The sequence below is a fragment of the Nonomuraea sp. NPDC049709 genome (assembly GCF_040674815.1).
Lineage (GTDB): Bacteria > Actinomycetota > Actinomycetes > Streptosporangiales > Streptosporangiaceae > Nonomuraea.
The window spans coordinates 85,048-111,533 of the sequence record NZ_JBFANM010000031.1 but is presented as its reverse complement, the minus strand read 5'-3'; the positions used below and the strand labels follow the sequence as shown (position 1 = coordinate 111,533).

At 71.1% G+C, this 26,486-nt stretch carries 23 protein-coding genes; 14 read left to right on the top strand and 9 right to left on the bottom strand.

Features of this window, described 5'->3' with window-relative positions:
• Window positions 1–68: 68 nt before the first annotated feature.
• The 3 genes from AB0J69_RS29605 to AB0J69_RS29595 are packed head-to-tail and all read right to left on the bottom strand — an operon-like array spanning window position 69 to window position 5,092.
• On the bottom strand, window positions 69–2,183 hold the full coding sequence (locus tag AB0J69_RS29605; protein ID WP_364123587.1) for an acetate--CoA ligase family protein: 2,115 nt from the start codon (window positions 2,181–2,183) through the stop codon (window positions 69–71).
• Window positions 2,183–3,406, bottom strand: coding sequence for a formyl-CoA transferase (gene frc / locus AB0J69_RS29600; protein ID WP_364123585.1), 1,224 nt, complete (start codon window positions 3,404–3,406; stop codon window positions 2,183–2,185). The genes AB0J69_RS29605 and frc overlap by 1 nt, the downstream gene beginning before the upstream one ends.
• A 12-nt stretch (window positions 3,407–3,418) precedes the next feature.
• The gene (locus AB0J69_RS29595) at window positions 3,419–5,092 is read right to left on the bottom strand and encodes a thiamine pyrophosphate-binding protein (RefSeq protein ID WP_364123583.1); all 1,674 of its coding nucleotides are present in this window, start codon (window positions 5,090–5,092) and stop codon (window positions 3,419–3,421) included.
• 583 nt (window positions 5,093–5,675) lie between these two features.
• Between AB0J69_RS29595 and AB0J69_RS29590 the strand changes: the two genes are divergently transcribed.
• The 6 genes from AB0J69_RS29590 to AB0J69_RS29565 all read left to right on the top strand — a co-directional run bounded on the left by AB0J69_RS29590 (window position 5,676) and on the right by AB0J69_RS29565 (window position 10,086).
• Complete coding sequence (locus AB0J69_RS29590) at window positions 5,676–6,653, top strand: 2-dehydropantoate 2-reductase (RefSeq protein WP_364123581.1); 978 nt, start codon at window positions 5,676–5,678, stop codon at window positions 6,651–6,653.
• A gap of 19 nt (window positions 6,654–6,672) precedes the next feature.
• Window positions 6,673–6,990: a hypothetical protein gene (locus AB0J69_RS29585; RefSeq protein WP_364123579.1), complete on the top strand. Its 318-nt coding sequence runs from the start codon at window positions 6,673–6,675 to the stop codon at window positions 6,988–6,990.
• A 108-nt stretch (window positions 6,991–7,098) separates the two neighbouring features.
• Complete coding sequence (locus AB0J69_RS29580) at window positions 7,099–8,040, top strand: metal ABC transporter substrate-binding protein (protein ID WP_364123577.1); 942 nt, start codon at window positions 7,099–7,101, stop codon at window positions 8,038–8,040.
• Window positions 8,037–8,828, top strand: coding sequence for a metal ABC transporter ATP-binding protein (locus tag AB0J69_RS29575; RefSeq protein WP_364123575.1), 792 nt, complete (start codon window positions 8,037–8,039; stop codon window positions 8,826–8,828). Before AB0J69_RS29580 ends, AB0J69_RS29575 begins: the two co-directional genes overlap by 4 nt.
• Window positions 8,828–9,700 carry a metal ABC transporter permease gene (locus AB0J69_RS29570; protein WP_364123635.1) on the top strand — a complete coding sequence of 291 codons (873 nt, stop codon included), beginning with the start codon at window positions 8,828–8,830 and terminating at the stop codon, window positions 9,698–9,700. The genes AB0J69_RS29575 and AB0J69_RS29570 overlap by 1 nt, the downstream gene beginning before the upstream one ends.
• A complete protein-coding gene (locus AB0J69_RS29565) occupies window positions 9,697–10,086 on the top strand; it encodes a transcriptional repressor (RefSeq protein ID WP_364123573.1) in 390 nt (129 codons plus the stop codon). Before AB0J69_RS29570 ends, AB0J69_RS29565 begins: the two co-directional genes overlap by 4 nt.
• A gap of 156 nt (window positions 10,087–10,242) precedes the next feature.
• On the opposite strand, the gene AB0J69_RS29560 is transcribed toward AB0J69_RS29565, so the two are convergent.
• Window positions 10,243–11,151 carry a DMT family transporter gene (locus AB0J69_RS29560; protein ID WP_364123633.1) on the bottom strand — a complete coding sequence of 303 codons (909 nt, stop codon included), beginning with the start codon at window positions 11,149–11,151 and terminating at the stop codon, window positions 10,243–10,245.
• 92 nt (window positions 11,152–11,243) lie between these two features.
• Between AB0J69_RS29560 and AB0J69_RS29555 the strand changes: the two genes are divergently transcribed.
• Complete coding sequence (locus tag AB0J69_RS29555; protein WP_364123571.1) at window positions 11,244–11,792, top strand: CGNR zinc finger domain-containing protein; 549 nt, start codon at window positions 11,244–11,246, stop codon at window positions 11,790–11,792.
• Window positions 11,793–11,915: 123 nt separating this feature from the next.
• Here the strand turns inward: AB0J69_RS29555 and AB0J69_RS29550 are convergent, their stop codons facing one another.
• The 3 genes from AB0J69_RS29550 to recO all read right to left on the bottom strand — a co-directional run bounded on the left by AB0J69_RS29550 (window position 11,916) and on the right by recO (window position 15,410).
• Complete coding sequence (locus tag AB0J69_RS29550; RefSeq protein ID WP_364123569.1) at window positions 11,916–13,520, bottom strand: polyketide antibiotic transporter; 1,605 nt, start codon at window positions 13,518–13,520, stop codon at window positions 11,916–11,918.
• A gap of 385 nt (window positions 13,521–13,905) precedes the next feature.
• A complete protein-coding gene (locus AB0J69_RS29545; RefSeq protein WP_364123567.1) occupies window positions 13,906–14,679 on the bottom strand; it encodes an isoprenyl transferase in 774 nt (257 codons plus the stop codon).
• Complete coding sequence (gene recO / locus AB0J69_RS29540) at window positions 14,676–15,410, bottom strand: DNA repair protein RecO (RefSeq protein WP_364123565.1); 735 nt, start codon at window positions 15,408–15,410, stop codon at window positions 14,676–14,678. The genes AB0J69_RS29545 and recO overlap by 4 nt, the downstream gene beginning before the upstream one ends.
• A 150-nt stretch (window positions 15,411–15,560) precedes the next feature.
• On the opposite strand from recO, the gene AB0J69_RS29535 reads away from it, so the two are divergent.
• From AB0J69_RS29535 to AB0J69_RS29510, 6 genes are all read left to right on the top strand, one after another.
• Window positions 15,561–17,096: a CDP-alcohol phosphatidyltransferase family protein gene (locus AB0J69_RS29535; RefSeq protein ID WP_364123563.1), complete on the top strand. Its 1,536-nt coding sequence runs from the start codon at window positions 15,561–15,563 to the stop codon at window positions 17,094–17,096.
• Window positions 17,093–17,812, top strand: a complete 720-nt coding sequence (locus AB0J69_RS29530) for a DUF5941 domain-containing protein (protein WP_364123561.1) — start codon at window positions 17,093–17,095, stop codon at window positions 17,810–17,812. Before AB0J69_RS29535 ends, AB0J69_RS29530 begins: the two co-directional genes overlap by 4 nt.
• A gap of 121 nt (window positions 17,813–17,933) precedes the next feature.
• Window positions 17,934–18,410 (top strand): hypothetical protein, encoded by a 477-nt coding sequence (locus AB0J69_RS29525; RefSeq protein ID WP_364123559.1) that lies wholly within the window; start codon window positions 17,934–17,936, stop codon window positions 18,408–18,410.
• Between the two features lie 90 nt (window positions 18,411–18,500).
• Window positions 18,501–19,577, top strand: coding sequence for a hypothetical protein (locus tag AB0J69_RS29520; protein ID WP_364123557.1), 1,077 nt, complete (start codon window positions 18,501–18,503; stop codon window positions 19,575–19,577).
• Complete coding sequence (locus tag AB0J69_RS29515; protein ID WP_364123555.1) at window positions 19,577–20,302, top strand: hypothetical protein; 726 nt, start codon at window positions 19,577–19,579, stop codon at window positions 20,300–20,302. The genes AB0J69_RS29520 and AB0J69_RS29515 overlap by 1 nt, the downstream gene beginning before the upstream one ends.
• A gap of 153 nt (window positions 20,303–20,455) precedes the next feature.
• A complete protein-coding gene (locus AB0J69_RS29510; RefSeq protein WP_364123553.1) occupies window positions 20,456–21,841 on the top strand; it encodes a glycoside hydrolase family 16 protein in 1,386 nt (461 codons plus the stop codon).
• Between the two features lie 22 nt (window positions 21,842–21,863).
• Here AB0J69_RS29510 and AB0J69_RS29505 read toward each other — a convergent pair whose 3' ends face one another.
• Entirely contained in the window at window positions 21,864–23,069 is a 1,206-nt protein-coding gene (locus AB0J69_RS29505; RefSeq protein ID WP_364123551.1) for a hypothetical protein, read from the bottom strand.
• A 91-nt stretch (window positions 23,070–23,160) separates the two neighbouring features.
• Between AB0J69_RS29505 and AB0J69_RS29500 the strand changes: the two genes are divergently transcribed.
• The gene (locus AB0J69_RS29500; RefSeq protein WP_364123549.1) at window positions 23,161–24,108 is read left to right on the top strand and encodes a 2-oxoglutarate and iron-dependent oxygenase domain-containing protein; all 948 of its coding nucleotides are present in this window, start codon (window positions 23,161–23,163) and stop codon (window positions 24,106–24,108) included.
• Here AB0J69_RS29500 and AB0J69_RS29495 read toward each other — a convergent pair.
• A complete protein-coding gene (locus AB0J69_RS29495) occupies window positions 24,105–26,453 on the bottom strand; it encodes a GH1 family beta-glucosidase (protein ID WP_364123547.1) in 2,349 nt (782 codons plus the stop codon). The genes AB0J69_RS29500 and AB0J69_RS29495 overlap by 4 nt on opposite strands.
• Window positions 26,454–26,486: the final 33 nt, after the last annotated feature.

Below are 26,486 nucleotides of genomic sequence, written 5' to 3'. Positions count from 1 at the left end.
GGGGGTTGTTGCCTTCCTCGTGCGCCCCGAATTAAGCCCCCTCGCCTGGCGCTGCTGTGGCTCGGCTCTTAGCCCAGCAGCCCGGCCGCCCTGGCCCAGCGGTACTTCGCACCGAGGACCGCCACGGGCTTCTCTGTCGTGTACGGGTACGCGACCACGCCGTGCTCGAACAGGTACTCGCTGGCCTCCTCAACCTCGGTGTCGCCGGCGAGCGATGCCACCACCGGCTTGACGTTGCCCTTCGCCCGCTCCTCCGCCACCACACGCGCGATGAGCTCGGCGAATACCATCGGCGGCGTCACGATCGTGTGCCAGTAGCCCAGGACGAGCGCGTGGATGCGCTCGTCGGCCAGGCCGAGGCGGACCGTGTTCTCGTAGGTCGAGGGGGGTTCGCCGCCGGTGATGTCGATGGGATTGCCCGCCGCGCCGAACGGCGGGATGTAGGCGCGGAATGCCGCGTCCAGGTCGTCCGGGATGTCCATGAGGGTCAGCCCGGCGTCCACGATGGCGTCGGAGAGCAGCACGCCCGAGCCGCCGGCACCGGTGATGATGACGACGTTCTCGCCCTTGGGCGCGGGCAGGATCGGCAGCGCGCGGGCGTACTCGAGCATGTCGTTGAGCCCCGGCGCGCGCACGACGCCCGCCTGGCGCAGGATGTCGTCGTACACCTTGTCGTCGCCGGCCAGCGCCCCGGTGTGCGAGCCCGCAGCCCGCGCGCCCATGGCGGTGCGCCCGGCCTTGAGCACGATGACCGGCTTCTCCTTGACCACCCGGCGGGCGGCCTCGACGAAGCCGCGCCCGTCCTTGAGGTCCTCCAGGTGCATGGCCACGGCCTTGGTGTTGTCGTCCTGCTCGAAGAAGGTGAGCAGGTCGTCCTCGTCCACGTCGGCCTTGTTGCCGACGCCGACGATGGCCGAGACGCCCATCTTGGTCGTGCGGCTGAAGCCCAGGATGGCCATGCCGATGCCGCCGCTCTGCGAGGTCAGCGCCACGCTGCCCTTGACGTCGTACGGCGTGCAGAACGTCGCGCAGAGGTTCTCCGGCGTGTAGTAGTAGCCGTAGATGTTCGGGCCGAGCATGCGCACGCCGTGCCTGCGGGCGATCTCGACGATCTCCTTCTGGCCCTCGACGTTCCCGGTCTCGGCGAACCCGGACGGGATCATGACCGCGCCCGCCACGCCCTTCTCGCCGACCTCCTCCAGCGCCGACGCCACGAACTTGGCCGGGATCGCGAACACGGCCACGTCCACGTCGCCGGGCACGTCCCCGATGCTCTTGTACGCCGTCAGCCCCATGATCTCGTCGGCCTTGGGGTTGATCGGGAAGATCTGCCCCCGGTAGCCGCCGTTGATGAGGTTCTTCATGACCGAGTTGCCGATCTTGCCGGACTCGGCCGAGGCGCCGATCACGGCGACCGAGCGCGGCTTGAAGATCCGCGTCATCTGCCGCAGGATCTCCTCGCGCGACAGCCGGACGACCTCGGGCTGCGGCTCGCCGATGAGGATGCGCACGTCGGCGGCGACCGCCCCGTTCGCGTCGGCGAAGACCGGGTTGAGGTCGATCTCGACGATCTCGGGGATGTCGGTGACGAGCCGGCCGACGCGCTCGATCAGGGCCGCGAGCGCGTCCCTGTTGGCGGGCTCGGCGCCCCGTACCCCGCGCAGAATCTCGGCCGCCTTGATGTCGTCCAGCATCCCAAGCGCATCATCACCCGAAACCGGGGCAAGCCGGAAGGTCACGTCCTTAAGTACTTCAACTAGGACACCGCCCAGACCGAAGGCGATGATCTTGCCGAAGGTGGGGTCGGTGACCGCGCCCACGATGACCTCGTGGCCGCCGCCGACGAGCTGCTGCACCTGGATGCCGTCGATCTTCGCGTCGGGGTTGTAGGCGCGGGCGTTGGCCAGGATCGTGTCGTACCCCTCCCGCACCTCCTCGACGGTCTTCAGGCCGACCAGCACGCCGCCGGCGTCCGTCTTGTGCAGGATGTCGGGCGAGACGATCTTCAGCACGACCGGGAGCCCGATCTCCCCGGCCAGCCGCGCGGCCTCGTCGGCCGAGGTGGCCAGGCCCTCGCCCGGGGTGGCGATGCCGTACGCCTGGCACAGCTCGCGGCCCTCGGGAGCCGTCAGGGCGGTGCGCCCTTCGGCGAGCGCCTTCTCGATGACTTCCCTGGCGGCCACTAGATGACTCCGTTCGTCTTGAGGTCGTTCAGCTCGTCCGCGCTCACGCCGAGCTCGCCGTAGATCTCCTGGTTGTGCTCGCCGAGCAGCGGCGGGGTGCGGACGTCCACCGGCGAGTCGGACAGCTGCAGCGGGCTGCCGACGGTCACGAACTCGCCGCGCTCCGGGTGCTCCACTGAGACGACGATGCCCTCCTCGCGCAGGCTCTCGTCCTCCACCAGCTCCTTGGTGGACAGGATCGGGCCGCACGGGATGTTCTCGGCGTTGAGCCGGTCGAGCACCGACCACTTGTCGTGCCGGATCGTCCACTCCTCGATGAGCTGGAACATCTTGTCCAGCTTGGACAGCCGGGCCTCCGGCGTCGCCCACTCGGGGTCCTCGGCCAGCTCGGGCCGGCCGATGATGTTCGCGATCGGCTTCCAGCCGACCGGCTGGACGATGACGTAGATGTAGTCGTTCGGCCCGCCGGGGGCGCAGCGCACCGCCCAGCCGGGCTGGCCGCCGCCGCTGGCGTTGCCCGAGCGCGGCACCTCGTCGTTGAACGTCTTGTTGGGGTATTCGCGCAGCGGCCCGTGCGCCAGGCGCTGCTGGTCGCGCAGCTTGACGCGGCACAGGTTCAGCACGGCGTGCTGCATGGCCACCTGTACGCGCTGCCCGCGGCCGGTCTGGTTGCGCTGGAAGAGGGCGGCCAGGATGCCGGCCACCGCGTGGATGCCGGTGCCCGAGTCGCCGATCTGGGCGCCGGTGGCCAGCGGCGGGCCCTCCTCGAAGCCCGTGGTGCTCATCGAGCCGCCCATGGCCTGGGCGATCACCTCGTACGCCTTGAACTTGGCGTACCGGCCCTGGCCGAAGCCCTTGATCGAGGCGTAGACCAGGCGGGGGTTGAGCTCCTGGAGGCGTTCCCAGGAGAAGCCCATGCGGTCGACCGCGCCGGGGCCGAAGTTCTCCACGAGGACGTCTGCGCTCTTCACCAGCTCGGTGAAGATCTCCTTGCCGCGCTCGCTCTTCATGTTGAGGGTGATGCTGCGCTTGTTGCAGTTGAGCATCGTGAAGTAGAGGCTGTCGACATCGGGCACGTCGCGGAGCTGTTGCCGGGTGATGTCGCCGGTGGGGGCCTCCAGCTTGACCACGTCGGCGCCCAGCCAGGCGAGCAGCTGGGTGGCCGACGGGCCGGACTGGACATGGGTCATGTCGAGGACGCGGACACCTTCGAGAGCCTTCATGTCGGAGTTCCCCTACTTGTACATGGTCTGGTTCATGGTTCCGGGGGCGTAGACCTCTGGGTCGACCCAGACGTTGATCAGCGAGGGTTTGCCGGACTGCCGGGCCCGCTCCAGCGCGGGGCGGATCTCGGCCGGGTCGCGCACCTCCTCGCCGTAGCCGCCGAGGAGCTTGGCGAACTCCCCGTAGCGGATGTCGCCGAGGGTGTTGCCGACGCGGGCGCGCTCCTCGCCGTACTTGGCGGCCTGGCCGTACCTGATCTGGTTCATCGAGGAGTTGTTGCCGATGACGCCGATGAACGGCAGGTCGAAGCGGACCATCGTCTCGAAGTCCCAGCCGGTGAGGCTGAAGGCGCCGTCACCGAACAGGCACAGCACCTCCTTGTCGCGCCGGGCCTGCTTGGCGGCCATCGCGAAGGCCATGCCGACGCCCAGCGTGCCGAGCGGGCCCGGGTCCATCCAGTGGCCGGGGGACTTGGGCTGCACGACCTGCCCGGAGAAGGTGACGATGTCGCCGCCGTCGCCGATGTAGATGGTGTCCTCGGTGAGGAACTCGTTGATCTCGTGGACCAGGCGGTAGGGGTCGATGGGCTGGGCGCCGGAGAGCTGGCGGGGCAGGCGCTTCTCGTACGCCTGGGTCTCGACGGCGCGCAGCTCCTCCAGCCACTCCTTGCGCCGGGCCGCGCCGTTCTCGATGCGACCGCTCGCGGCCTGGGCCACCGCCGAGAGGATGAGGCCGGCGTCGCCCACGATCCCCAGGTCGATGTCCCGATTTTTCCCGACAGTGCGGTAGTCGAGGTCGATCTGGACGACCTTGGCGGTCGGCGACAGGCGCTTGCCGTAGCCCATCCGGAAGTCGAACGGGGTGCCGACGATGATGATGAGGTCGGCCTCGGTGAAGGCGTACCTGCGGCTGAGCTGGAAGTGGTGCGGGTCGCCGGGCGGGAGCGTGCCGCGGCCCGAGCCGTTCATGTACGCCGGCACGTTCAGGGACCTGACGAAGTCGATGGCCGCGTCGGTCGCCCGGCACGTCCAGACCTGGCTGCCGAGCAGGATGCACGGCTTCTCGGCGTGCGCCAGCAGGTCCGCCAGCCGCTCGATGGCCTCGGGGTCGCCTTGCTGGCGGGTGGAGGCGCGGTAGTGGCCCGGCGCGGGGATGCGGGCCTTCTCCACCGGCACCTTCGCGTCGAGCACGTCACGCGGGATCTCCAGGAACGCCGGCCCGGGTGCCCCGTGGTAGCACTCACGGAAGGCCATCGACACGATGTCGGCCACCCGTTCCGTGCTGGGCACCGTCGCGGCGAACTTGGTGATCGGGGTCATCATGTCCACGTGCGGCAGGTCCTGCAGCGAGCCCATCTTGTGCTGGCTCAGCGCGCCCTGGCCGCCGATGAGCAACATCGGGCTCTCCGCGCGGAAGGCGTTGGCCACGCCGGTTACCGCGTCAGTCGTGCCCGGCCCGGCGGTGACCACGGCGCAGCCGGGCTTGCCGGTGATGCGCGCGTAGCCGTCCGCGGCGTGCGCGGCCACCTGCTCGTGGCGTACGTCGATGACCTCGATGCCCTCATCGACGCAGCCGTCGTAGATATCGATGATGTGGCCACCGCAGAGCGTGTAGATCACGTCCACACCCTCGGCCTTCAGTGCCTTGGCTACGAGATGACCACCCGAGATCGTTTCGGACATCATGCCACCCTTTCCCGGCGACGAAGCTCTCTGTCTTCCGCATACTGCATACCGTATGAACGCAATGGTTACTCCCTCTCGTTCGGCCTGTCTAGCCCCCCGGCGCTATCTCGATCAGCTCGGTGGCAAGTCGATCAGCTCGATCCGCTCCCCGGCGCACCCCGGCGGCACGACCGCCAGGGCGGCCCCCACAACGACCCGGGCCGGTCGCGCCCCACCGGAACGGGCCCCTGCCGAACTTCCACCCCGGCAGCGCCACCGGCGCCGCCGGCGGCTCGGCCGACCGGCGCCCGGGCGCCTGCGCCGACGGCACTGACGTGGGCTTCAACGGGCACGCCGCCGCCGCCGCGAGGGCTCGCGCGGAGCCCCATGGCATCGCTTCCATCACCGGCACAAGCCGCAAAACGGTCACAAGGACACTCCTTGACCCGCGTTTTTCCATACTGTATACCGAATGCACCGGCGGGTCTCGTCAAGCGACTCGCCGCAAGCACCGGGGCCCCGTATTTACGGCGGTTCGCATCACGCGGCCGCCGCAGCTACGGGGCCCCGTGCTTACAACCCGACGCGAGAACGGAGCGCGAGCATGAAGGTCGCTGTTCTTGGCGCCGGCGCCATCGGCGCATACGTGGGGGCCGCCCTCCACAGGGCGGGAGCCGAGGTGCACCTCATCGCGAGAGGCCAGCATCTCCAGGCGATACGCAGTGCCGGTGTGCGGGTGCTCACCCCCAGGGGCGATTTCACCGCCCATCCCCATGCCACCGACGACCCCACCCAGGTCGGTCCGGTGGACCACATCTTCCTGGGCCTCAAGGCGAACAGCTACGCCTCCGCGGGCCCCATGATCAAGCCGCTCCTGCACGAGACCACGAGCATCATCGCCGCGCAGAACGGCATCCCGTGGTGGTACTTCCACGGACTCAAGGGCCCGTACGAGGGCTACCGCATCGAGAGCGTCGACCCGGAGGGCGCGGTGACGTCCGCACTGCCCCTGCACCGCGCGATCGGATGCGTCGTCTACGCCGCCACCGAGATCGAGGAACCGGGCGTGATCCGCCACCTCGAAGGCACCCGCTTCTCCATCGGCGAGCCCAACGGCGAGCTGACCGAGCGGTGCGCCGAGTTCAGCCAGGCCGCCGTCGCGGGCGGGCTGAAGTGCCCGGTGGAGCGCGACCTCCGCCGGGACGTCTGGATCAAACTCATGGGTAACATCGCCTTCAACCCGATCAGCGCGCTGGCCAGGGCGACGATGGCCGGGATCTGCCGCCACGACGGCACCAGGGAGCTGGTCGTGGCCATGATGAGGGAGACGGTGGACGTGGCCAGGCGGGTGGGCTGCGATCCGGGGATCTCCATCGAGCGCCGCCTGCGGGGCGCGGAGAAGGCGGGCGAGCACAAGACGTCCACACTCCAGGACCTGGAGAAGGGCAAACCGCTGGAGCTCGACGTGCTGCTGGCCGCGGTGGTCGAGCTGGCCGACCTCACCGGAGCCGAGGTGCCGACGCTGCGCGCGATCCACGCGGTGAGCGATCTGCTGAACGAGAACGTTGTCCGAGCGGTCTAGCTGGAATACCGTATACCGAATGGAGGGATCGTGGAGCCATGACCGCCTGGATCTGAGATTCCGCGGTTCCGAGCCGCCGGAAGAGGAGCGCGGCCGTCGACGACCCGCGCCGGAACCCCGCAACTTCCACACCACCCCCTCCCGCGGCGCCTGCGGCAAGGCGTCGCTGGAGGCCGTACGCACGGTGGCTCGCCGGAGCGCGGGTGACGGCGACTCGATGAGCGTCTACACCGGCGGGCGGCGGCCGCGCTCAACGGAAACCGCGGGCGAGAGCGCGGGTGAAAGCGTCACCTCGGGCGTCGGCAACGGCTCTGCCGGCGCACGATCACCGGGGTGATGACGGGATGCCGCACGGCGCGCCTGGCCCCCAGCCGCCGTCGGCATCCCACTGCGCGATCACGGTGCGTTTTGACAACCATTTTCATTTTGGCGCATACTGACTCACATGATGTCAGGATTTTCCCGGTCGTGTGCTGTCGGTCTACTGGCCACAGCGTCCCTGCTCACCGCCACTGCCTGCGGCTCCGGCACCGCGCAGACCTCCACTCCGACCGCGGGCGCGAAGCCCGAGGTGGTCGCGGCCTTCTACCCGCTGCAGTGGCTGAGCGAGCAGGTCGGGGGATCCGACGCGCAGGTGAAGGTGCTGACCGCGCCCGGCGTCGAGCCGCACGACCTGGAGCTGGGCATCCAGCAGGTGACGGAGATCAAGAACGCCGCGCTCACCGTCTACATCAAGGGCGTCCAGCCGGCCGTGGACGACGCCGTGGACCCGGCGAAGAGCTTCGACGCCGCCACCGCCGTCACCACTCTGCCCGCCGGCGAGCACGCCGAGGAGGAGCACGCGGAAGGTGAGGAGGAGCACGGCCACGAGGAGGTCTCGTACGACCCGCACCTCTGGCTCGACCCCTCACGCCTGGCCACCGTCGCCACCAAGCTCGGCGAGCGCCTGGCCACGGCCGACCCCGCGCACGCCCAGGGCTACAAGGACCGCGCCGCCAGGACGGCCGCCACGCTCGGCACGCTCGACCAGGAGCTCACCCAGGGCCTGACCACCTGCAAGACGAAGACGCTGGTCACGGCACATGAGGCGTTCGGCTACCTGGCCGACCGGTACAAGCTCAAGCAGGTCGGCATCACGCTTGACCCGGAGACCGAGCCGTCCCCCGCCCGCCTGTCGGAGGTCGCCAAGCTGGCCAAGGCCGAGGGCGTCACCACGATCTTCACCGAGTCCCTGGTCAGCCCGAAGGTGGCCGAGGTGCTCGCGAGCCAGGTCGGCGCCAAGACCGCCGTGCTGGACCCGCTGGAAAGCAAGCCCTCGGGCGATTACCTGTCCGCCATGCGCGATAACCTCAAAACCCTACAAACAGCACTGGGGTGTACGGCATGAACGAAACGGCCTTCGCGATGACCGACGGCCGGGTCTCCTTCGACGGCAAGCCCGTCCTCCGAGGGATCGACCTGACCGTCTGTCCCGGGGAGGTCGTCGCCCTCCTGGGCGCCAACGGGTCGGGCAAGTCGACGCTGGTCCGCACGTTGCTCGGCCTCACGCCGCTGACCAGCGGCAAGACCATGGTGTACGGCACCCCGCCGGGCAAGTTCCGCGACTGGTGGCGCATCGGCTACGTGCCGCAGCGGCTCCAGGTCGGCGGCGGCGTGCCCGCGACCGTGCGCGAGGTCGTCGCCTCGGGCCGGATCGCCAGGCAGAGCAGGCTGCGCAGGACCAGCGCGGCCGACAAGGCGGCCGTGGCCGCCGCGCTGGAGGCCGTCAAGCTGGCCGACCGCGCCAACGACCCCGTCCAGTCGCTGTCAGGGGGGCAGCAGCAGCGGGTGCTCATCGCCCGCGCGCTGGCCGGGGAGCCGGACACGTACGTGATGGACGAGCCCACCGCGGGCGTCGACGCCGAGACCCAGCGGCTGCTGGCCGACACGCTGGCCGGGCTCGTCCTCGACGGCAAGACCGTGGTGCTGGTGGCACACGAGCTGGGCCCGCTGGAGCCGATCATCACGCGCGGCGTGGTGATCCGCGAGGGCCGCGTCGCCCACGACGGCCGGCCGCCGCGCCCCGAAGGCGACTGCGCCCGCCCGGGACACGAGCACCAGCACCCGCACGCCCCGGAGCATGTCGCCGGGCCCGTCGTGGGCCCGCTCACCGGGTGGCAGGGGGAACCAAGGTGATCTTCGAACTTCTGCAGGAAGAGCTCTTCCAGCTCGCGCTGGTCGCGGCGCTGCTGGTGGGCCTGTGCGCGCCCGCGGTCGGCACGTTCATCGTGCAACGCCGGCTGGCGCTCCTGGGCGACGGCATCGGGCACGTGGCGCTGACCGGCGTGGCCCTGGGCTTCCTGACCGGCACCACGCCCGTGCTGACCGCCGTCCTCGTGTCCATCGCCGGCGCGGTGGCCATCGAGCTGGTCAGGGCACGCGGGCGCACCAGCGGCGACGTGGCCCTGGCGCTGCTGTTCTACGGGGGGATCGCGGGCGGTGTCATGCTCATGGGCATCGCGCCCGGCGGGAGCAACGCCAAGCTGAACTCCTACCTGTTCGGCGCCATCGCCAGCGTCACGCCCCAGGACATCTGGGTCATCGCCGCGCTGGCCGTCCTCGTGATCGCGGTCGTCGTGATCTTCGGCAGGGAGCTGTTCGTGCTCTGCCAGGACGAGGAGATGGCCAGGGCCAGCGGCCTGCCGGTGCGCTTCCTGAGCCTGCTCATCGCCGTCACGGCGGCGCTCACCGTGGTCATCGCCATGCGGGTGGTCGGCCTGCTGCTGGTCAGCGCGCTGATGGTGATCCCGGTGGCCACCAGCCAGCAGCTCACGCGCGGGTTCCGTACCACGATGGGGCTGGCCATGCTGTTCGGCGTGCTCGCCTCCGTGGGCGGGCTGCTCGCCTCCACGTACTCCGCAAAGGTCCCTCCGGGGGCCGCGATCGTGCTTCTTGCGCTCGCCGGCTTCGTCCTGGCGCTCGGTGTCGGTAAATTCGTACGGCGAGGCCGTACCCAGGAGTCGACAATGAGCGAGCGACCAACGCTGCGCGTCGAGGAGGTCGCATGACGACAAGGCGCGATGCCGTGCACGACACCCTGCGCAGGAGCGAGGGTTTCCGCAGCGCGCAGGACGTCTATGCCGAGATGCGCCTGCACGGGGCGAAGATCGGTCTGACGACCGTCTACCGCGCGTTGCAGGCGCTGGCCGACGGGGGCCAGGTCGACGTCCTGCGCACCGACGACGGCGAGTCCGTCTACCGGGCGTGCGCGACCGACACCCACCACCACCACCTGGTGTGCCGCCGCTGCGGCCGCACCGTGGAGGTGGCCGGCCCGGCCGTCGAGCGGTGGGCCGAGATGGTGGGCAGCGAGCACGGCTTCACCGAGATCACCCACACGGTCGAGGTCTTCGGCACCTGCTCGTCCTGCTCGACCCCGGCCAAAACCGGCTGAGACCGGCCAAGGGCCGCTCAGCGGGCACTCCGGGGACGGGAAGGGCGCTCGCATCGCTCGCGAGCCGAAGAGGCGCTCGCGAGCCGGGAGGGCGCTCGCCGGCCGAGGGGCCTTGGGACGGCACAGCCGCCCGCACTCCGCCCTCTCCCCCACCTCCTACCGCCGCGGCCGCATGCCCTCCGCGGAGACCGCGGGGAGACCCTCCGGAGCGACGTCCACCGGAGGCTGGGCGCGGCGGGAACCGTACAGGACGCCCAGCACTATCACCGCACACCCGGCGAACTGCAACGCCGACGGACGCTCCCCGAGCCCCAACGCGGAGATCGCCACCGTCGTCATGGGCTGGATCAGCAGCAGCAGCGCGGTGAGCGCGGCCGGCTGGCGCGGCAGCGTGAACGTGATCAACGACCATCCCAGCACCTGCGGCCCGAGCGCGAGCACCACCAGCCACCCGTGCTCCGGCCAGCTCGGTACGAAGTCCGCGCCTCCGAACAGCGGGCTGAGCAGCGCGATGGTCAGCGTGGCCACCACGGTCGCGTGCGCCAGCGGCCCGGCGGCCCGCTCGGACCCGCCCTTCATCAGCAGCAGGAACGCCGCGTAGGAGATGGACGTCGCCGCCCCCGCCAGCACCCCCATCATGGGATCGCTGCCGTAGGCGGCGCTGTCGAACACTCCGGAGATCAGCACGACGCCGGCGAACACGACCGGCGTACTGATCATCAACCGGGTGGACGGCCGCTCCCTGAACAGCCCCCAGGCGGCGAACGCCACGATGAACACCTGCAGGTTGCCCAGCACGGTCGCCAGCCCGGCGCCGACGTAGTCGATCGCGTGGTGCCAGAACAGCAGGTCGAGTGCGAACACCACGCCCGCCGCCCAGGCCGGCAGCAGCGCCTTGCGCGGCAGCGGCCCGAGCCTGCGCCGCTCCAGCCAGGCGAGGAGCAGCATCGGCGGCACCGCGTACGCACAGCGGAACAACGCCGACGTCGCAGGCGATACATCTGAAAGCCTGACCAATGGAGCGGAGGTGGAGATGATGAGCGCACCGACGATCGCGATCAGCACGATACGGCGATGTGCACTCACGGAAACCCCCCGACCTCCATGCAAGAGATACGCTGCGACCACGCTAGAACCCGGCCCGGACAGGAGTCAACATGCCGTTTGGCCATGACATGGTGCATTCATTGGCCACCGTTGTCGAGCTGGTCAACACCTCGCCGTCGACCGGCGGGGAAGAGGGCCTGCCGGGCCTGTCCGAGTTGCAAGCATTCGTGGAATCCCGCCAGGTCAGCGGCATCGGCACGCTCACGGCCCGCGACCTGGGGCAGGTGCGGATGGTGCGGGAGGCGTTCCACCGCGTCTTCACGGCCCCGGACCAGCCGACGGCCGTACGCACCTTGAACGCGCTGCTGGCGGAGACACGGATCACGCCCCGGCTGACGGAACACGACGGGCACCCGCTGCACGTGCACTATTTCGCGACGGACGCGACGCTGGCGGAGCACTTGGCGGCGGACTGCGGGGTGGCCCTGGCCCACCTGCTGGTGGAGGGGGAGGCGGAGCGCCTGCGCACCTGCTCGGCCCCGGACTGCGACCGGGTGTTCGTGGACGAGTCCCGCAACCGCTCCCGGGTGTACTGCGACAGCCGTACGTGTGGGAACCGCATGCACGTAGCCGCCTACCGCGCCCGCCGCCGCGCCTGACCAGGCCTCCACCCCGGGAGCCACCCCGCCCGTCTGATCGCCCCGCCCTCGGGCGCCCGGCTGAAGCGCTCGGCCGGAGGACCGCGTCCTGTCCCCTCCGGCCCCCTCACGAAGGGGTCCCGGCTAGCAGCCGAAGTCGCGGCGGCGCAGGGCGAGAAGGCCGCCGGAGGCGAGGAGTGCCGTGATCGCGACCAGTCCCGCCGTGGGCAGGAGCGCGAACGGTGGCTCGGTCATCGCGTTCCCGACGTAGTGGAACGGCTCCAGCGGGCTCCCGCCCCACAGCCCGTACAGGGGACCGGCGACCTGGCCCAGGAGGGCGGTCAGGGTCCACACGAGCCATGAGATCGCCACGCTCGCCCGCGGCAGCAGACCGTACGCGAGCACGCATACCGCCCCCACGCACCAGGCCGCGGGTACGGTGCTCAGCGCGCCCGCCAGGAAGCGCGGCAGGTCGGTGCTCAGGTCGCCGACGAGTAGCGAGTAGACCAGGCCGAAGGCGAGGCCGGCCACGGCCATCAGGGCCGCCGTCCCGAGGGCGGTCACGACCAGGTGGCCGGCCGCCCAGCGCAGGCGGGTCATCGGGGTGGACTGCAGGGCCTCCGCCCGCCCCGAGCTCTCCTCCGAACGCAGCCGCAGCGTCATGAGCACCGGGTAGAGCGCGACGGCGTACGCGATGATCAGGATCAGGTACCACGAGTACCCGGCCAGCTGCGTCGCGCCCATCGGGACGCCGAGGAACCGCGTGATGTTGTCGACCACGATGCTGGGCCGGGAGAGCAGGTCCCGCGTCAGCGGCCCCAGCGAGCCCCCCGCCACGGCGAACACCGTCACCCCCGCCGCCCACTTCGCCAGCAGCCCGCGATGCAGCCGCCAGGCCAGGCTGACCGGGCCGCGCAGCTCGGGTGCCGACTCCCGCCCCAGGCGCTCCGGCAGCAGGCCGGAGCCGAGGTCGCGGTGGTCGAGCAGCCGGTACGCGACCGCGTACAGGATCGCGGCGGTCAGCACCGGGACCCCGAGCATCCACCACCGCTCGTCCTGGTACGGCTGAACCAGGTGGCTCCAGCCCACCGGCGACAGGTACTTCATCCACAGTTGCCCGCTCGCGTCCGCGGCGAAGCGCAGCATGTAGGCGGCGCCGAGCACGGTGAGGGCGATCGCGGTGGCCGTGCGGGCGCTGCGCGCGAGCTGGGCGGCGACTGCGGCGACACCGCCGAACACCCAGCCGGCGACCGTGATGGCGGCGCCGTACGCGAGCGACCCGGTCGGCTCCAGGCCGATCCCGATCAGCACGGCGGCCGTCAGAGCACCGCCGGTCAGGCTGATCCCGCCCGCGACCAGCAGTGCCGCGGTCAGGGGAGCGGGACGGCCGGCCGTGCCCGACAGGACCAGCTCGCTCCGGCCCGCGTCCTCCTCCCTGCGGGTGTGCCGGACGACGGACATGAGCGCGGCGAAGGCACTGGCCACGTAGAGGAAGCCGCCGCTGCGCCAGGTGGCGAGCACCTCGAGCCGCGGCTCGACGACGCCGCCGCCGAGCGCGTGCAGGAAGGGGCTGGCGTCGATGACCTCCAGGTAGGAGAGCTTCAGCTGGTACGTGCCCATGTTCGTGTTGATGTAGGAGACCATCACCAGGGCCAGGGCCACGATCAGCAGCAGCCACCAGGGCGCGATGGCCCGCTCGCGGCGCAGCGCCAGGCGGGCCAGGGCGGCAGTGCCCGGGAAGGCGCTCATCGGGCCTCCCGGCGGTCGAGCGGTACGTTTCTCACCGCGACCAGCTCCTATTCGTCGGTATAGCTGACTGTTCGTCAGAATAGGAGGCTATACCTGCGTATAGCAACCGGGCAAGCGGGGGCCTGGGCGGTCCCGTCCTCCGCTGGCAGCCGGTGACGGCCGACACCGCCGCCATCGATCGCGCGGTCGTACCGGCTTGATCAGGCCAGGATCCACCCGCTGCTGGCGGAGCCGGCCACCGGCTGAGGAGCGGCGCTGCGCGACCCGGCGGTCTCGGCGGCGCTGCGGGCCATCCACCAGCACCCGGCCCCAAGGCGTTCAAGCGGGAGTTCGGCACGGCTCCCGGACGTTATCGGAGCGGGGCCGACGGCATCCGGGAAGCGGGCTAGACCTGGTTGGGGACGGCTCCGCCGTAGCGCCTGTCGCGCTTGGCGTAGATCTCGCACGCCTCCCACAGGTCCCGGCGGTCGAAGTCGGGCCACAGCCGGTCGAGGAACACCATCTCGGCGTACGCGGACTGCCACAGCAGGAAGTTCGAGAAGCGCTGCTCCCCCGACGAGCGCAGGAACAGGTCGACCGGCGGGATTTCCGGCTCGTCCAGGTAGCGGGCGAACACCTTCTCGTTGACCTTGGACGACTTGACCCGCCCGGCCGCGATGTCCGCCGCCAGCCGGACCGCCGCGTCGACGATCTCGGCCTGACCGCCGTAATTGACACAGAACTGCAACGTGAGTTTCCGGTTGGACACCGTCATCTCCTCGGCCGTCTGCAGCTCGGAGATGACGCTCTTCCACAGCCGCCCGGGCCGGCCCGCCCAGCGCACGCGCACGCCCATGGCGTTGAGCTCGTCGCGCCGCCGCCGGATGACGTCGCGGTTGAACCCCATCAGGAAGCGCACCTCGTCGGGCGAGCGCTTCCAGTTCTCCGTCGAGAACGCGTACGCGCTCAGGTAGGGAACGCCCAGCTCGAGAGCGCCCTCGATGACGTCGAACAGCGAGGACTCACCCGCCTTGTGCCCCTCGGTGCGGGGCAGCCCGCGGGCCTTGGCCCAGCGGCCGTTGCCGTCCATGACGATGGCGACGTGCCGCGGCACCAGGTCGCGCGGGATCGGCGGCGGGGTGGCCCCGGACGGGTGCGGGGACGGGGGTCGTACGTTCACGCGGGCTCCCTTTCGACGTGTCGAAGAGAGCGTATTCCGTGTTCGAGGTGCCATTGCAGATATGCGGCCACCAGGCCGCTGCACTCACTGCGATGGCGTGACTCCGAGGCGTCAGCGGTGGCCCAGTCGCCGCGCAGCAACGCCGTCATGAGCCCGATGGTCTCCCCCGCGGGCACGGCCGAGCCCGCCGGCTTGCACGCCCCGCACACCACGCCCCCGGCGACGATCGCGAACGCCCTGATCGCCGGGGCCTGGCACTTGGCGCACGCCTCCAGCGCGGGGGCGTAGCCGGCCACGGCCAGGGAGCGCAGGAAGTAGGCGTCCAGGACCAGCCGGGCCTCGTGACCCCGGTCGGCGAGCGTGCGCAGCCCGCCCACCAGCAGCAGGAACTGCCGCAGCGCCGGCTCCTTCTCCCCGTGCGTCAGCCGGTCGGCGGTCTCCAGCATCGCGCTGCCCGCGGTGTAGCGGGGATAGTCGGCGGCCAGCGCCTCCCCGTAAGGTCTGATCGTCTCCGCCTGGGTGACGACGTCGAGCGTGCGGCCGGTGTGGAGCTGCACGTCGACATGCGTGAACGGCTCCAGCCTGGCCCCGAAGCGGGAGGTCGTGCGGCGGACGCCCTTCGCCACCGCCCGGACCTTGCCGGTGCGCTTGGCCAGGATGGTGACGATGCGATCTGCCTCACCGAGCTTCTGGGTGCGCAGGACCACGCCTTCGTCACGGTAGAGACTCACTCGCACATCTTACGGCCGTCTCTATACCGACGGACGGGACGTTACGGGCATGCTCTGATGACGCGACTTTGCGTCACTCTCACTAGACTTTGACGTCTGTCCCCGCATTACCCGTTGTTCAACCCCCCGATACCGCCTCGAAAGGGAGTCATGACCCGCGTGGTCCTGCTGGGCGCCTCGCCCGGCCCCGACACCTCTCCGACCGGCCTGAGGCTGGCCGCGCTGCCCGGCAACCCCACCGTGGCCGAACGCCTACGCAGCCAGCTCACTTCGATGGATCCGCGTTTCGCCACGGTCCAGTCAGGCGATGTGGCCGCCGCTCTCCGCGCTCTGGCCGACGTCGCCGAGTCAGCAACGGAGAGCCTGTTCATCATCCCGGAGAACTCGGTCGTCCACGACGAGCTGATCTACCAGATCACCAAGTCCAAGCGCGGTGCGCTGGCGCTCGTCGCGAAAGAGCCACGGCCGGAGGTGACGGAGGAGCAGGAGGACAACGGCCAGGACGACAACGGCGCCGAGGACCGGATCCCGATCGACGAGGCCGACCCCGAGATCGGCCAGAACCGCGTCGAGGGGCTGCCGGTGCGCGCCCGCGTCGGCAAGTCGCGCGTGGTGTCGGTGGGCACCGCGAGCCACGCCGTGACCCGGCCCAACGCGGTGCTGCTCGGCCCGCTCCACGTGAGCGCGCGCAACGCGCCGGTGCTGGCCCAGACCTGCCGCGAGCTGGCCGACATCGCCGACCGGTTCGGCGCCGACGACGACCTGGTGCAGCTCATCGTGTTCGGCCTGGTGCGCAACGGCGTGTCGGTCGGCATCCGGGGCCGCCGCGACCTGTTCTACCGCCGGGTCACCACCCAGGAGGAGATCAACGAGGCCGGCGCCGAGATGGCCGGCATGGACGAGGACCGCGCCCGGCTCAACCACGCGGTCAAGGGCGCCGACGGCTTCTTCACCACGTTCTTCGTCTCCACCTACTCCCGCTTCATCGCCCGCTGGGCCGCCCGGCGCGGGCTGACGCCCAACCAGGTGACGCTGATCTCGATCGTCCTCGGCGTGGCCGCGGCCGCCTGCTTCGCCACCGGCGACCGCCCCTGGATGGTGCTGGGCGGCGTGCTGATCTACTTCGCCTTCGTCTTCGACTGCGTCGACGGGCAGGTCGCCCGCTACGCCCGCAAGTTCGGCGTGCTGGGGGCGTGGCTGGACGCCACGTTCGACCGGTTCAAGGAATATGTGGTCTTCGCCGGGCTGGCCGTCGGCTGGGTGGTCTCCGGCAACGGCGACGAGATCTGGATCCTGGCGCTGGCCGCGCTGGGCCTGCAGTCCGTTCGTCACCTGCTCGACTTCTCCTTCGGCATCTCCAACCGCCGCAAGCCCCCGTCCTCGCTGCCCACGACCCCGCTGGACGCCCCCGACGACCGGGAGCTGCGCCAGGCTCTCGTGCGCCGCAAGGTGGAGCGCAGCCAGGGCCTTCGCGGTGTACTGAAGATGTGGACGAAGGCCGGAAAGTACCGCGCTGTCCACTGGGCGCGTAAGATGATCGTCTTCCCCATCGGCGAGCGCTTCGCGGCCATCGCGATCACCGCCGCCCTCTTCGACGCCCGGATCACCTTCCTCACCTTGGTGATCTGGGGCTCCGTCGCCGCCGCCTACACGCTCACCGGACGCCTCATGAGGTCGCTCGTATGATCACCCAACCGCAGGCCATGGCCACCCCCACGCCGGACCCCGACGAGGAACGCCGCCGCATCCAGACCGCCCGCCTCCTCGCCTACCGGGACGACGGCCCTCTCGCCCATGCCCTGTCCGGCAGGATCGGCGCCGGCGTGCCCCCCGTCCCCGCCACGCTCGTGGCCCTGCTCGCCGTGGTCGGCATCTCCGTCGCGGGGCTGCTGAAGCCGGGCCCCATCCTCCTCCTGCCCGTGGCGATCATGCTGCTGCTCGTGCTGCCCACGACGCCGCGCAACCACCTGGGCCGCTTCGACTGGCTCACCCCGCCGCTGCTGCGCGGCGCGGAGTTCTTCACGGTGATCGCGGTCGGTCTGGCGGCGGACGCGCCGAAGTGGCTGCTGTTCGTGCTGGTGTACGTCGTGGGTTACCACACCTACGACACCGTCTACCGGACGCGGCAGAGCATCTGGCCGCCCGCCTGGGTGTTCCACGCGGGCCTCGGGTGGGAGCTGCGGCTGCTGATCATCGGTGCCGGGGCGGCGTTCGGCGTGCTGACGCCGGTGCTGGCGGTGCTGACGGCGTACCTGTTCGTGCTGTTCGCGGTGGAGAGCGTGACGAGCTGGGTGCGCCTGGACAAGGCCTCCGCCCAGGCGGGCGCGGACGCCGAGCAGGACCTGGAGGCCTCCCCCGAGGACGCGCTCGAACAGGCCACCGGCGAGGCCGAGAAGGGGTAGCTCCCTCTCGCTCCCGAGTCACCGCGGCGCCGCACCTCCGTGCGGCGCCGTACGACTTCCTGGAGCTCCTGTTTTCGCAGATCAAGCGGGGTCCAAGTGATCTCCGGCATCGTTGCGAGCCATGTGGAACGATCGGGAGACCCCCGCGAACGATCAGTCCGGGCACCGGCGAGAGCCGGCCTACCGGCAGCCGTCCCCAGCCCATGCGGCACGGGAGCGCCGGCCGGTCCTGGCCGCGATCGGCCTCCTGGTCTTCCTCTCCGGGGTCATCGCCGCCGGCCTGATCATGGTGTACGCCGACAAGCGGACCGAGGTGATCGGCGTCTCGCGGCTCGTCGAGGCGGGACGGCCGATCCCCGTCACCGCCATGGAGCGGAGAGAGGTGCTCCCGCCGGTGGGCGCGTTCGTGCCGTGGGCCGAGCGCGAACGGCTCGGCGGGATGGTCACCACGGTCACCCTGCTCCCCGGCACGCTGCTCACCCGGGCCATGACCGCGTCGGCCGCGAGCCGGCGCGGTCCCGGTGCCGCGGTGGTCGGGCTGGACCGCGGGCCCGGCCGGCTCCCGGACGGCCGGGGGCTCGTGCCCGACATCAGGTGACATCACCGCCATCGCGGGAACTGACCGCTTAGTCTGGGTGCAGGGTCACTCGGGCCGGGGTGCCGGTCCGGACGGAGCCAGGAGACGCGGATGGCGTTCTTGTCGCGGCTGTTCAGGCGGGACGACCCGCTGGCCGAGCGGGAGGAGGCGCACCGGCAGGGGATGCGGGACGCCCGCCGGCATCCCCTGGGAGAGTTCACGGATCCGCAGTTCCAGCCCGCGTACGTGACGGAGATCCGGGCGCGGGCCCGCGAGGAGATCACGGAGGTCGACCGGCGGCTGGCGGCCACGCGTACGGCACTGCTGGAGCGGGCGCTCGGGGAGCGGGAGGCGATCCTGCGGGAGCTGGGCAGAAGCGACACGCGGCCGGAGCCGCCCGCGTACGCGAACGGGCACACCGCCGGGACGGGTCCGGACGCCTCCGATGACCCGTTCATCACGATCGCGGAGTCAAGGAAGCGGCGGGCGGAGGCGCGGCGGCGGGCGGTGGTCGAGGAGTCGAACGCCGGCGTGCAGCGGGCCAGGGCCCGCATCGAGCACCTCACCCAGAAGTGGGAGAGCGCGCTGATCGAGCGCGACCACGAGGTGGAGGCGGTGTACGCCCGGGCCGAGCGGCTCATCGCCGCGTACAAGAGCGGAGTGTTGCGCAACCATCCGCGCAAGGAGGAGATCCCGTCCCTGTGGAAGGGCGAGGTCATCGCGATGGACGCCACGTCGGAGTCGGCGGCGGCGGTCTCGGGGCGGGAGGAGATCGGGCGGATCCTGCGGGAGGTGGAGGCCCGGATCGAGGTGTGGCACGCCGAGGTCCTGCCCAGGGAGCTACCCCCCGACCACCTCCGCCCCCAGCTCTCCCCACCCCCCGCCCCCGACCCGTTGGCGGACCCGCCCGACCCCCGGCCTGATTCCCCACCCGACCTCTCAGCCGATCCCCTACCCGACCTCTCAGCCGATCCCCTACCCGATCAGGACAGCCCGGCGGGTGGCGGCCCGACAGGGGGCGACCCGACAGGCGACAGTCTGGCGGGGGATAGCCGGGCGGAGGGAAGCCGGGCGCGGCACAGCCAAGTGCCCGGCAGCCAGGCGCCGGGCAGCCAGGAAAGGGACGGCCACGCGGGCGGCGGGCAGGCAAGGGACGGCAGGCGTACAGGCTCCGGGGACGACGTCTGATGGGCCGCTCGCGGACGGCGCGCCGCCGGCTCCCGGCCCTGGCGGCGTTGGTGCTGGTCGCGACCCCACTGACGGCGTGCGGCACCGAGTCGAAGGCGATCTGCGGTGTGATCGTCGACTCCACCAGCTACGCCGACCCCGCCACCTCCAGGAACGACGTCACCTCCAAGCTCCCCTCCTTCGCCCAGGAGTGCGACTGGATCGGCTTCGCGGCGGTCACCGGCAGCTCGGAGAGCAGCGCCTGCCGCCAGGACCCGGTCCCCATCGCCGCCACCCGGGCGGAGAACCCCAACGAGAACCCCGTCGTCGAGGAGCGCGTCAGGGAGCACCGCATCACGGAGGTGCTGCCCAGGGCGGTCCATCTGTTCGACTGCCCGGCCGAGGGCGAGGGGTCGGACGTGCTCGGCGCCCTGCGCTACCTGGTCAAGCAGCTCAGCGCGCAGCGGCAGCCCGACAAGGCGCACCAGATCATCGTGTTCAGCGACCTGATCAACAACCGGGGCGACCTGAACATCAACCAGCTCGACCTGAACGAGGACGCGCGCCGGCAGAAGGTGAAGGAGCTCCGGGCGGCGCGGCTGCTGCCGGACCTGACGGGGTACGCGGTGGTCGTCCATGGCTTCCTGCGGGAGAAGACGTCGAGCCCGGACCGGTTCCCCCTGCTCGAGGGCTTCTGGCGGGAGGCGTTCGAGGCGGCGGGCGCGACCACGGTGGACCTGCTCTGAGCGCCCCTTGAGAGCGCTCTCCCGCCTGGGCAGTCGCCCGATTCACACCCGTGTCAAGTGTGCTGTGCGGAATATTGACAGGAAGTCACAGCTGTGTTCACATCTCTGAGAGAGCGCTCTCTCTCACGCCTCCGCACCCCCCATGGAGCGATGATGACAACAGCAAACAGGCTCCGACGACGCCTCGCGGCGGTGTCCGTGGCGCTCGCGGCACTGTGCGGACTGCTCGTCCAGGTGGCCGTCAGCGCCTCGGCCTCCGTCCCGCCCACCCCGTCGGGCTGGTCGCTGGTCTGGTCCGACGACTTCAACGGCGCCGCGAACACCCTCCCCTCATCGTCCAACTGGATCATCGACACCGGCCACTCGTACCCCGGCGGCCCGGCCAACTGGGGCACCGGCGAGGTCCAGAACTACACCTCCAGCACCTCCAACCTCAGCCTCGACGGCTCCGGCAACCTGCGCATCACGCCCCTGCGCAGCGCGTCCGGCGAGTGGACCTCGGCGCGCATCGAGACCAGGCGGGCCGACTTCAAGCCGGCTGACGGGCGCATCCTGCGCATCGAGAGCCGGCTCCAGATGCCGAACGTGACCGGCAGCGCCGCCCTGGGCTACTGGCCGGCGTTCTGGGCGCTCGGGGCGCCGTACCGGGGGAACTACTGGAACTGGCCGGCGATCGGCGAGTTCGACATCATGGAGAACGTCAACGGGATCAACTCCGTGTGGGGAGTGCTGCACTGCGGGGTGAACCCGGGCGGGCCGTGCAACGAGACCACCGGCCTGGGCGCCAGCCGGGCGTGCCCGGGGTCGACGTGCCAGGCGGCGTACCACACCTACCGGTTCGAGTGGGACCGGAGCGTGAGCCCGAACCAGCTGCGGTGGTACGTGGACGGGCAGCAGTTCCACGGCGTCAACCAGTCGCAGTTCGACGCGACGACCTGGGCCAACATGACCGGTCACGCGGGCTACTTCCTGCTGCTCAACGTGGCGATGGGCGGGGCGTTCCCCAACGCGCTGGGCGGCCAGACGCCGACCGCGGCCACCGTGCCGGGGCGGCCGATGACGGTCGACTACGTGGCGGTGTGGCAGAGCGGCTCCGGCCCCGGCCCGACTGATCCTCCCGGCGGCGTCGACGCCCGCTCCACCATCCAGGCGGAGGCGTACCAGGGGCAGTCCGGCACCTTCGTCGAGCCGACCACGGACACCGGCGGCGGGCAGAACGTCGGCGCCATCGCCAACGGCGACTGGCTGCGCTTCGACGGGGTCGACTTCGGCTCGACGGCCGCCACGCAGTTCAGGGCGCGGGTGGCCTCCGGGGCGGCCGCGGGGGTGAGCGGGCTGGTGCAGGTCAGGCTGGACAGCCCCACGGCCACGCCCATCGGTGACTTCGCGCTGGGCAACACGGGCGGATGGCAGAGCTGGCGTACGGTGCCGGCGAACATCTCGGGAGTGACGGGCACGCACACGGTGTACCTGACCTTCTCCTCCGGTCAGCCCGCCGACTTCGTCAACGTCAACTGGTTCACCTTCGCCACGTCCTGACCGGTGCTCCCCGCACCACCCGTCACGAGCGGGTGGTGCGGCGGCGGAGCACGATGCGTTCGGCCCAGCTCGCCGCCTCCGGGTCCCGCAGGCCCTCCACCACGCCCCCGAGGTACGCGGTCGCCAGGCTGTCGAACCCGCTGTCGAGCTGCCGCACCCGGCCGGCCCGGCGCCGCTCCACCCCCTGCAGGTACTGGGCGATGCTCTCCGCGTAGCCCGCGTCCCGCTGGTAGGCCGCCTGGGCGGTGGCGGACGTGCGGGCCTCGGCGTCGCGCTTGGCGCGCAGCTCCCAGAGGCGGCGGTCGTTCGGGTTGTGCATGCGGCGGCCGAGGTCGGCGGCGATGAGGGCGGTGGCCACGAGGAGGGCGAGCAGGAGGATCATGGTGGGGAGCTGCCCGACGCCGTCCGAGGTGGGCCCGATCTCCTCCCCGTCGACGATCAGGGGTCGCACCAGGGCGTCGCGGCGCAGGACGGCCACGGCGACGATCAGGCCGAGCCACACGACCGCCACGCCGATCAGCAGCCAGCGGCCCTTGGCCGAGCTCCCGTGCTCCTGCCAGGAGCGGAACGCCCGCCCGTACATGTGCGGCGCCACCAGCATGATCAGCGCGGCGCCCGCGGCGAGGAGCGCGGTCATCGCCACGCTGTCGCCCCAGCTCAGGATGACCTGGTACAGGATCGGCACCTCGACGATCAGCAGGAGCAGCAGCAGGAGGGCGGCGGGCAGCCAGCGGCGCACGACCGGCCAGTGGCCGCCGGAGATGGCGATGGAGCTGGGCCGTCCGTCGCCGGGGCGCCTGCTGGGCTGCTCCAGCTCCGTGACCCGGCGCTGGCTGTCCTCCAGGGCCTTCCTGGCCTCACCGAACGCGCGCTGCGACTCCGCCAGCCGGATCTTCTGCCCCTCGAACTCGGCCCGCGCCCGCTGGACCTCCTGCTCGGTGCGTTCCTCGATCTTGGCCAGCTCCTCCAGCCGCTCGTCCTCCAGCTCGTGGAAGCGGGGCACGCTGCCGGTCTGGAGGGTGAGCGTGTCGATCTGGCCGTCGGCGGCGTGCGCCCGGCCGAGCTCGCGCTCCTCACGGCGGCGCTGCGCCCAGTCGGGCAGGCGGTAGAGGTCTCCCTCGTACGCCACCGCGGGCGCGATGCGGGTGACCTGGTCGCCAGGATCGGCGGACTCGACGGCTGCGTGCCGTTTCGAGCGGTTGAGGCGGTTGAGGCTGATGAAGCGCATCGGACCTCCCCGGCGGGGTTCTGCCTTCGATGCTAATTCCCGGGCGTGGAAAGCCATGGTGGTGCGGGCGAATTGGGGAACAATGGTGCGAGTGAGCGAATTGCCGGTGATCGATCTCGCCCCGTTCCTCGACGACACGGCGGGCCGCGGGAAGCAGGCCGTCGCGGACCAGATCGGGGCGGCCTGCCGGGACAGCGGGTTCTTCTACGTCTCCGGCCACGGCGTGCCGCCCGCGCTCATCGAGCGGCTCGACGCGGCGAGCAGGCGGTTCTTCGCGCTGCCCGAGCACGTCAAGGACGAGATCTCGATGGAGCGGGGCGGCCGGGCCTGGCGGGGGTTCTTCCCGGTCGGCGGCGAGCTGACGTCGGGGCGGCCGGACCTGAAGGAGGGCATCTACTTCGGGGCCGAGGAGCCGCCGGGGCCGCTGCCGCTGCACGGCCCGAACCTGTTCCCGGCCCAGGTGCCCGAATTGCGGGAGGCGGTGCTGGAGTACCTCCGGACGATGACGGGGGTCGGGCAGGCGGTCATGGGCGCGATCGCGCTGAGCCTCGGGCTGGACGAGGACTACTTCCGCTCGGGGTACACGGCTCACCCGACCATCCTTTTCCGGATATTTCATTACCCGCCGGCCCTGCCCGACGACCCCGACACCTGGGGCGTCGGCGAGCACACCGACTACGGGCTGCTCACCCTGCTCCTCCAGGACGCCAACGGCGGGCTGCAGGTGCACACGCGGCGGGGATGGGTCGAGGCGCCGCCGCTGGAGGGCACGTTCGTGTGCAACATCGGCGACATGCTCGACAAGCTCACCGGCGGCCGGTACCGCTCCACCCCGCACCGCGTACGCAACCGCAGCGGCAACGAGCGCCTCAGCTTCCCGTTCTTCTTCGACCCCGGATGGGACAGCGAGGTCCCGCCCCTCCCCTACGCCCCCGGGCGGCGCTGGGACGGCCAGGTGGACTTCACCGGCACCTACGGCGAGTACCTGCTGTCCAAGGTCTCCAAGGTGTTCCCCCGCCTCTTCGAGCGCCAGGTCTAGGCCGACTCGCGGACCACGAGCCGCGTCGGGAGCACGACCGACGTCGTGTGCCGCCCCTCCAGCCGCGAGAGCAGCAGGCGGGCCAGCGCCAGGGCCTGGTCGGCCACCGGGACGCGGACGGTGGTCAGCCCGGGCGTGGTGGCCGAGGCGGCGTCGATGTCGTCGAAGCCCACCACGGCCAGGTCCTCCGGCACCCGCTTCCCGGCCTCCCGCGCCGCCTGCAGCGCCCCGATCGCGAGCTGGTCGGTGGCCGCGAAGACGGCGTCCAGGGACGGGTCGTCGCCGAGCAGCCGCCGGGTGGCCGCCGCGCCCGACGAGCGCGTCAGCTCGGCCAGGGCCAGGTGCGGCCGCAGGCCCGCGCGCTGGAGCGCCGCGCGGTGCCCGGCCAGCCGGTCCTGCACGGTGATCAGGTCCGTGGGGCCGCAGACCATGCCGATGCGGCGGCGCCCGAGGGCGAGCAGGTGCTCGGTGGCCGCCGCCGCGCCGCCGGCGTTGTCCACGTCCACGTACGGCACCAGCGACGCGATCGCCGGCTTGCCCAGCAGCACGATCGGCACCCCGGTACGCGAGAGCCGCTCGGCCAGCGTGTCGGCCCGGTCGGGCGGCAGCAGCACGACCCCGTCAGCCAGCCGGGCCTCCAGGTGCGCGACGATGCGCCGGTGGCTCTCGGCCGTGTCGGCGAGCATGAGCGTGATCTGCTTGCCCGCGCCCTCCAGCAGGCTCGTGACGTACTGGACCACGGCGGCCGTCAGCGCGTCGCCGCCCTGCCGGGGGACGGACAGGACGAGCGCGATCGCGTTGGTGCGGCGGGTGACCAGGCTGCGCGCGGCCAGGTTGGGGACGTAGCCGAGCTCGTTGACGGCCTGCATCACGGCGGCCCTGACCTCGGGGCTCACCGACGACTCTCCGTTGACGACCCGCGAGACCGTGGCCCGGGACACGCCGGAACGGGCGGCCACGGTCTCCAGGGTGGGCCGCTTGGGGCGCGTCTCGGTGAGGCCGTTGCGGCGGATCACGTCGCGGTACCACAGCGCGCTGTCCTTCAGCCGCCGCCGCTGGGTGGCGAAATCGACGTGGACGAGGCCGAACTTGCGCTGATACCCATCGGCCCATTCGAGATTGTCGAGCAGCGTCCAGACGAGATATCCGCGCACCCGGGCGCCGTCCTCGACGGCCGCGCGCACCGCCCGCAGGTGCTCCTCGATGAAACTGATGCGCTCGACGTCGTGAATCCCGTCGCCGGTGACCACGTCCACGAAATCGGCGCCGTTCTCGGTGACCATCAGGTCGAGGTCGGGATATTCGCGGGAAACGCGGCCCAGGAGATGGGAGAGGCAACTGGGGACGATGGGCCAGCCCATGGCGGTGACCGCCGTGGGAATGGTGCAGAAGAGAATGCCTTCGCTGCCCGGATGGGCGGGATCGGCGGGCTCGCTCGGCTGTGCCTGGACGACCAGCGGCGTGTAGTAGTTCACGCCGAGCAGGTCGAGGGGCTGGGCGATGGCCTCCAGGTCGCCGTCGTGGACGTGGCCGAGCCCGCCGTGTCGCTCGACGATCGGGAGCAGCTCGGCGGGATAGGCTCCGCGCAGCATCGGCTCCAGGAACTGCCGGTTGACCAGCGCGTCGATCCTGGCCACGGCCTCGGCGTCCTCCTCCGACAGCGTCCGGCCGAAGTCGCTCACCTGGGCGGGTGTCATGACCGGCGAGAGGTTGAGCACCGTGCCGACCTTGGCGGCCCCGGCCGAGCGCAGGGCCTGCACGCCCAGCCCGTGGGCGAGCAGCATGTGGTGGGCGCTCCGGAAGGCCTCGGCGGCCGACTTGCGGCCCGGGGCGTGGATGCCGGAGCCGTACCCGAGGAACGCCGCCACCCACGGCTCGTTCAGCGTGAACCACGTGTCCACCCGGTCGCCGAGCCGCTCGTGCACGGCCGCGGCGTAATCGGCGAAAAGGGAGGCGGTGTCGCGGGCCGGCCAGCCGCCGAGATCCTCGACCGCCTGCGGCAGATCCCAGTGGTAAAGGGTGGCGTACGCGGTGATTCCCGCGGCTCCCAGCTCGTCGAGCAACCGGTCGTAGAAGTCGAGCCCGGCCGCGTTGGGCTTGCCGCGCCCGTCCGGGAGAATCCGCGCCCAGCTCACCGAGAACCGGTAGGCGGCCATTCCCAGATCCTTCATCAGCCGCACGTCTTCGGGATAACGGTGGTAATGGTCGCACGCCTCCGCCCGATCGGCGGAAAAGGTGTCCCAGATGGAGGGCCGGCGACCGTCGGCGGCCGTGGCCCCCTCGATCTGGAAAGCGGAGGTCGACACGCCCCACACGAAGCCTTCGGGGAAGCTCGCGGTGCTCATGGTTACGGATACCTTCCGGTCACTGTTCAACGC